Source organism: Cyanobium sp. LEGE 06143 (genome assembly GCF_015207535.1).
GTDB lineage: Bacteria > Cyanobacteriota > Cyanobacteriia > PCC-6307 > Cyanobiaceae > NIES-981.
Map to the genome: position 1 here is coordinate 1 of NZ_JADEWP010000174.1, position 5,608 is coordinate 5,608.

Genomic DNA, 5,608 nt, shown 5'->3' on the forward strand with positions numbered 1-5,608 from the left:
CCCACCGGAGCCGGGGCGGCGGCGGTGTTCACGGCGATCGCGGCGGAACAGGAGGGCTGGGGAGTGGTCATCGCTGGGCGACTGGCTGACAGGCGGATGACGCATCATGGTCCTGCATGCCCGCTGGCCCCAGGGGCCAAGGACCCATCAGCGCCACCCTCACCGCCCCCTCCCCTGCCGACCCGCTGCACCAGTCCCATGTGGAGCTCAGCGGGCTGTGGCACCGCTACGAGGGCACCGAGGGCTACACCCTGCGCGGCATCGATCTGCAGCTGCGCCCGGGCGAGCTGGTGGGGCTGCTGGGGCCCTCCGGTTGCGGCAAGACCACCCTGCTGCGGCTGATTGCCGGTTTCGAGCGGCCCGAGCGCGGTGCCGTGATGATCGCCGGCCGCCAGGTGGCTGGCGAGGAGCGCTGGCTGGTGCCGGAGCGGCGCGGCGTGGGGATGGTGTTCCAGGACTACGCCCTGTTCCCGCACCTCACCGCCTGGCGCAACCTCTGCTTCGGGCTGCGCCGCGGCGAGGACACCGCCCGCGCCGCCTGGCTGCTGGAGCTGCTGGGGCTGAACGGCCTGGAGCGCCGCTATCCCCACGAGCTCTCCGGCGGCCAGCGCCAGCGCCTGGCCCTGGCCCGGGCCCTGGCGCCGCGGCCCTCGGTGGTGCTGCTGGATGAGCCCTTCTCCAACCTCGACGTGGAGGTGCGCCTGCGCCTGCGGGCCGAACTGCCCCAGGTGCTCAGCCAGTGCGGAGCCTGCGGGCTGATCGTGACCCACGACCCCGAGGAGGCCCTGGCGATCTGCGACCGGGTGGCCTTGCTCTGTGATGGTGTTCTGCACCAGTGCGCCACCCCCAGGGAGCTGGTGCAACGGCCCGCCACCTCCTTTGTGGGCCGTTTCGTGCTGCAGGGCAATCTGTTGCCAGTGCGCGCCAGCCGCGGCCTGTTCACCACCCCCCTGGGTCAGCTCAGGCCCCTGGAGTCGACACCTCAGCGGTTGGATGCAGAACAGGCCGCGGAGGTGATGGTGAGCCCCGAGTCCATCGCTCTGGTGCCCGATCGCGCCGGAGAGGCCCGGGTGCTGGGGCGGGAGTTTCTGGGCCGGGAGTGGCTCTACCAGCTGCGCCAGGACGACCTCAATCTGCGGCTGCGGCTGCCTCTGGGCGAGGAGTACGGCCACGGCCAGCGCTGCCGGCTGCAGTTGCGCCGGGGCCACGGCGCCACGCTGTTTCCCCAGGGTCTGCCCCTGGAGGTGTGCTGACACAGCCGCGCCAGTGGTCTTTCTGCTCCCTGAGCCGGGCCAGGCTGGCGGCATCAGGGGCCCGCAGGAAGAGGTTCGTGGCCAGCTCCAGGGCGATCTGGCTGGGCACCGTGGCCTGGCCCAGGGCCCGCTGGGCCAGCACCGCGTCCAGCCGCTGCCGGATCGGTGCCGCCGCCGGGTCGTCACTGGCCACGCTGGCGACGGCCCAGCGCAGGTTGGCCTCCGTGTACTCGTGGGCGCACCACACCCAGGTGGAGCCGGGCAGGGCCGCCAGCCGCTGCAGCGAGGCCTGCATCTGGGCGGCACTGCCCTCGAACAGCCGGCCGCAGCCGCCGGCGAACAGGGTGTCGCCGCAGAACAGGTGCCCGGCCCGGGGGAACCAGTAGGCGAGGTGGGCCCGCGTGTGGCCCGGCACGGCCAGCACCTCCACCGGCTCTCCCAGCAGCGTGAGCTGATCGCCATCGGCCACGCCCTGGGTCTGGAAGGGGATGCGCTCCAGGTCGTCGCGGGCGGCCACCACGGCGCAGTCGGGCCAGCGACGCAGCAGCCCCGGGCTGCCGCCGATGTGGTCGCTGTGGTGGTGGGTCTGCAGGATGCAGACCAGCTCCAGGCCCCGCTGCTCCAGGCGTTGCTGGATCGGGGCCTCGACCGCGGGGTCCACCACCGCAGCCTGCTGGCCCCTGCTCAGCAGCATCACGTAGTTGTCGTGGAGCACGGGGATCAGCTCCACCTGCAGCGTCCGCTCCTGCGGCGGCTCCAGCTGAGGCGCCCCCGCCTTCATTGGCCGGGCTCCTGCGGGGCTCTCTCGGCGATTCGGGCCCATCGTTACAGTCCGAACAGAGACGTGTCTCCATGATCACCGTTGCCCTGGCCAAGGGTGCCCTGCTGAAGGATTCGGTGCGTCGCTTCGCCGCCGCCGGCCTTGATTTTTCCGCTGTGCTTGAGCCGGGCAATCGCCTGCTGATGGTGCCCAGTGCCTGCGGCACGGCCCGCGCCCTGCTGGTGCGCAACGCCGACGTGCCCGTGTATGTGGCCTATGGCCAGGCGCAGCTGGGGGTGGTGGGTTACGACGTGCTGCAGGAGCACCAGCTGCCGGTGGCCCAGCTGGTGGACCTGGGCTTCGGCGGCTGCCGCATGAGTGTGGCCGTCAAGGCCAGCAGCCCCTACCGCCGGGCCGTGGATCTGCCGGCCCATTGCCGCGTGGCCAGCAAGTTCACCCGCTGCGCCGAGGCCTATTTCGAAGCTCTCGATCTGCCGGTGGAGCTGATCCACCTGGCCGGATCGGTGGAACTGGGCCCGATCACCGGCATGAGTGAGGCGATCGTGGATCTGGTGGCCACCGGCCGCACCCTCAAGGACAACGGCCTGATCGCCATTGAGGATCTGTTCCAGTCCACGGCCCGGCTGGTGGGCCATCCCCTGGCCCTGCGCCTCGATGGCGGCGCCCTGCAGACGATCGTCGATCGGGTTGCGGCCGTCGCCACGGCTCCCCCCGCCCCGGCGGGCGTGGCCTGATGGCGGCCCTCGACCGCGAACGGCTGCTGCGGCTGCTGCCCTACCTGGGCCGCGACAAGCGCCGCCTGCTGCTCACCCTCACCCTGCTGATCCCGGTGGCCACGGCCGCGGCCATCCAGCCGCTGCTGGTGGGTCAGGCGATCGCCGTGCTGCGGGGTGAGCCCACCCTCGCCTTCCTCAGCGGCATGCCGGTGGACCAGGCCCTGCGGCTGCTGGTGATCGTGCTGCTGGCGGCGGTGCTGTTGCGGCTGGGCCTGCAGGGCCTGCAGAGCTACAGCGTTCAGGCCGTGGGCCAGCGGCTCACCGCCCGCATCCGCGACGACCTCTTCGCCCATGCCATGGCGCTGTCGCTGCGCTTTCACGACCGCACGCCGGTGGGCAAGCTGCTCACCCGGCTCACCAGTGACGTCGATGCCCTGGCCGAGGTCTTCGGCAGCGGCGCCGTGGGGGTGCTGGCCGATCTGGTCACCCTGTTGGTGATCGCCGTCACCATGCTCAGCATCGAGTGGCGTCTGGCGCTGCTGCTGCTCTCCTCCCAGGTGCCCGTGGTGCTGGGGATGCTGTGGCTGCAGAAGCGCTACCGCCGGGCCAACTACCGGGTGCGCGAGGAACTCAGCGCCCTCAATGCCGACCTGCAGGAGAACCTGCAGGGGCTGGAGGTGGTGCAGATGTTCCGCCGCGAGGACGTCAACAGCGCCCGCTTCGCCCGCACCACCGACGCCTACCGCCAGGCCGTGACGGGCACGATCCTGTTCGACAGCTCCATCTCAGCCTTCATCGAGTGGGTGGCCCTGGTGGCCGTGGCCGTGGTGCTGGCCGCAGGCGGCAGCATGGTGTCCGGCGGCGTGCTCGGGCTGGGCACCCTCACCACCTTCATCCTCTACTCCCAGCGGCTCTTCGATCCCCTGCGCCAGCTGGCGGAGCGCTTCACCCAGATCCAGGGCGGTCTCACGGCGGTGGAGCGCATCGGCGAACTGCTGGAGCAGCCGATCGAGATCCAGGAGCTTCCCGCCGCCCAGCGTTCGGCGGCGGCCCATCGCTCCGGCGGCCAGCGCAGCAGCGCCGGAGAGGTGGTGTTTGAGCACGTGTCGTTCGCCTACCGCGAGGACGATCCGATCCTCACGGATCTCTCCTTCCGCATCGCTCCCGGCGAGCATGTCGCCCTGGTGGGGCCCACCGGATCGGGTAAGACCACGGTGATCCGCCTGCTCTGCCGCCTCTACGAGCCCCAGAGCGGCCGGATCCTGCTCGATGGGGTGGACATCCGCGAGCTGCCGATCCCCACCCTGCGCCAGCGACTCGGGGTGGTGCTGCAGGACACCTTCCTGTTCAGCGGCAATGTGGCCGACAACCTGCGCCTCGATGCGCCCATCTCCAGCGATGACCTGCAGCGCCTCTGTCGGGAGCTGGGCCTGGCGGAGCTGCTGCGCCGTCTGCCTGAGGGGCTCGCCACCGAGCTGCGCGAGCGCGGCGGCAATCTCTCCTCCGGCGAGCGGCAGCTGCTGGCGGTGGCCCGGGTGGCGATCCGCGATCCCTCCGTGCTGGTGATGGACGAGGCCACCGCCTTCCTGGATCCGGCCACTGAGGCCACCCTGCAGCGCGACCTCGACCGCCTGCTCCAGCAGCGCACGGCGATCGTGATCGCCCACCGGCTGGCCACCGTGGAGGCCGCCGACCGCATCCTGGTGCTGCAGCGGGGCCGCGTCATTGAAGAGGGCACCCATCGCCAGCTGCGCGATTCCGGTGGCCTCTACGCCCGCCTCGCCGAGCTGCAGGACAAGGGGCTGGCAGCGCTCTAGCGGCTGCGACAGAACCTGGCCATTGGTAGTGGTGGCTGCCACACGGGGTTCAACCGAGGGCCTAGGACGTTTTCACTTCTGGTCAATCTCCCTGTTCATGAATGATGCTGACCTGCTCAAGAGCGCTGCACCGATGATGGACGGGAGTGAGAAAAAGAGTAAAAAAGACAAGAAGGAGAAGAAAGCCGAGAAGAAGGCCAAGATCAAGAGCCCTGCCAAAGCCAAGGGCGGCAAGGGCAAGAACGACAAAAAAGGACTCTCTGCTGACAAGTACAAACCCTCTCCGATCCTTGATGACTTTGCCAAGCATTCGGAAGGCCACCTCCCCAAGCTCGATCGCAAGTTCTACGAGAAAGAGCTGACCCGGTTGCAGGTGGAGCTGGTGAAGATGCAGTACTGGATCAAGCACGTGGGTTATCGGGTTGTGCTGCTGTTCGAGGGCAGGGATGCGGCTGGCAAGGGCGGCACGATCAAGCGCATCACCGAGCCCCTGAACCCACGCGGCTGCAACGTGGTGGCCCTGGGAACCCCCTCTGATCAGCAGAAAACCCAGTGGTATTTCCAGCGCTATGTAGAGCACTTCCCTTCCGCCGGCGAGATCGTGCTCTTCGACCGCAGCTGGTACAACCGCGCCGGGGTGGAGAAGGTGATGGGCTTCTGCACACCAGAGCAGGTGGAGGAGTTCATGCTCTCCTGCCCGGAGTTCGAGCGCATGCTGGTGCGCAGCGGCATCGTGCTGATCAAATACTGGTTCTCCGTCAGCGACGACGAGCAGGAGTCCCGCTTCCGCTCACGGCTCGAAGACCCCGCCCGCCGCTGGAAACTCAGCCCCATGGATCTCGAGTCGCGCGATCGCTGGGTGGAATTCTCCAAGGCCAAGGATGAGATGTTTGCCCACACCAACATCCCTGAGGCGCCCTGGTTCACGGTGGAGGCCAATGACAAGCGCCGCGCCCGGCTCAACTGCATCAGCCACCTGCTCAGCAAGATTCCCTATGAAGACATGACCCCCGACGCGATCGAATTGCCCCCCCGCAAGAG

Annotated in this window: 4 protein-coding genes and 1 pseudogene; 4 read left to right on the forward strand and 1 reads right to left on the reverse strand. The window is 69.0% G+C overall.

Annotated features, from left to right (window positions below):
• The first annotated feature begins 116 nt into the window (after positions 1 to 116).
• Positions 117 to 1,253, forward strand: coding sequence for an ABC transporter ATP-binding protein (locus IQ216_RS11280; RefSeq protein WP_193815536.1), 1,137 nt, complete (start codon positions 117 to 119; stop codon positions 1,251 to 1,253).
• 70 nt (positions 1,254 to 1,323) lie between these two features.
• Here the strand turns inward: IQ216_RS11280 and gloB are convergent.
• Positions 1,324 to 2,076: pseudogene (gene gloB / locus IQ216_RS14320) on the reverse strand (hydroxyacylglutathione hydrolase); the annotation flags it as partial.
• Between the two features lie 29 nt (positions 2,077 to 2,105).
• Here gloB and hisG point away from each other — a divergent pair.
• The 3 genes from hisG to ppk2 all read left to right on the forward strand — a co-directional run.
• Entirely contained in the window at positions 2,106 to 2,768 is a 663-nt protein-coding gene (hisG, locus tag IQ216_RS11285; protein WP_193815537.1) for an ATP phosphoribosyltransferase, read from the forward strand.
• The gene (locus IQ216_RS11290) at positions 2,768 to 4,567 is read left to right on the forward strand and encodes an ABC transporter ATP-binding protein (protein ID WP_186696645.1); all 1,800 of its coding nucleotides are present in this window, start codon (positions 2,768 to 2,770) and stop codon (positions 4,565 to 4,567) included. The genes hisG and IQ216_RS11290 overlap by 1 nt, the downstream gene beginning before the upstream one ends.
• Before the next feature lie 136 nt (positions 4,568 to 4,703).
• A partial coding sequence (ppk2, locus tag IQ216_RS11295) for a polyphosphate kinase 2 (RefSeq protein WP_370566719.1) occupies positions 4,704 to 5,608 on the forward strand: 905 nt, incomplete at its 3' end.

Bases quoted from the DNA above. Each gene is read 5' to 3' on its own strand.
- IQ216_RS11280 (WP_193815536.1), top strand. From the start codon at position 117: ATGCCCGCTGGCCCCAGGGGCCAAGGACCCATCAGCGCCACCCTCACC.
- IQ216_RS11290 (WP_186696645.1), top strand. From the start codon at position 2,768: ATGGCGGCCCTCGACCGCGAACGGCTGCTGCGGCTGCTGCCCTACCTG.
- hisG (WP_193815537.1), top strand. From the start codon at position 2,106: ATGATCACCGTTGCCCTGGCCAAGGGTGCCCTGCTGAAGGATTCGGTG.